Source organism: Pedobacter sp. 01T416_2, assembly GCF_056398925.1.
On record NZ_JBFTQI010001184.1, the window covers coordinates 1 to 1147 of the forward strand.

At 36.7% G+C, this 1147-nt stretch carries 2 protein-coding genes; both read left to right on the top strand.

Features of this window, described 5'->3' with window-relative positions:
* The coding region (locus AC1DPQ_RS28410; RefSeq protein WP_477611666.1) for a TlpA family protein disulfide reductase at positions 1-202 on the top strand (202 nt) is incomplete at its 5' end.
* Positions 199-897, top strand: coding sequence for a LytR/AlgR family response regulator transcription factor (locus AC1DPQ_RS28415; protein ID WP_477584868.1), 699 nt, complete (start codon positions 199-201; stop codon positions 895-897). The genes AC1DPQ_RS28410 and AC1DPQ_RS28415, both read left to right, overlap by 4 nt.
* Positions 898-1147 lie beyond the last annotated feature (250 nt).

Below are 1147 nucleotides of genomic sequence, written 5' to 3' on the forward strand. Positions count from 1 at the left end.
GATAAAAGCTATTAAAGATGATGGTTTAATCTGGCCACAGGTATCCGATTTAAAACACTGGGATAATAAAGTTGCTAAACTATATAGCGTTAATGCCCTACCGCAAAGCTTTTTGATTGATCCAAAAGGCATTATTATAGCCAGAGGGTTAAATTATGATGAATTAAAGGACAAACTAGATAAAATACTGCCAAAGGAATGATCAGAGCAATCGCCATAGATGACGAACCCGTAGCGCTTGATATCATAAGTATGCATGCACAAAAAATACATTACCTACAGCTGGACGGGATGTTTTTAAGTGCAACCGACGCTATGGATTTTTTGGACTCAGCACCAATAGATTTAGTCTTTCTGGATATCAATATGCCAGATATTTCGGGCCTTGAGTTCGCCGGTCTAACAAAATATAAGACACAGGTAATCTTTACCACAGCACATGCCGAACATGCTTTAAAGGGTTTCGATCTGGCTGCCACCGATTATTTGCTAAAACCGATAAACTTTAGCAGATTTTCACAGGCATGTCAGCTAGCCCATAACAGAAAGCAACAGATGTTCTTCCCACACAATACATATGAAAAATCCCTGTTTGTTAAAGACGGATATAACTGGGTGCAGATTATATTAACGGATATACTCTATATACAGGGCCAGGATAATTATGTATGCATCGCAGAGCAGGACAAGAAAACACTCACTCGCATGACGCTGAGCGAAATACAGAATAGATTGCCTAGCGATCAGTTTTTGAGGATACATAAATCCTATATGGTATCACTGCCTAAAATTATCAAGGTCGAAAACCATCAGGTAGTTATAAAAGGCACTAAAATTCCTTTGTCAAGATCTTACCGTGAAGAATTATTAAAGCATCTAAATACTTTTAATCCCTGAAAACGATTGTAGTCTCGATCAATAGGATGATATTAATTAACCATTACGACATATAAGTCCATATCCCTTGCGATGTTGCTAAATCAAAAATTGCAGAAATTATTCTAAGTTAAGCTATCAAAAAATTCTAAAAGAGGTAAAAAGGTTCACTTATGCCCCTCTCAACTCCACTGGAATCAGTATCAGAAATCATTGAAAAAAACTAAAAGTCTGCAAATCATTGATTGCAAGCTTCTTTTTGGTGTTTAGT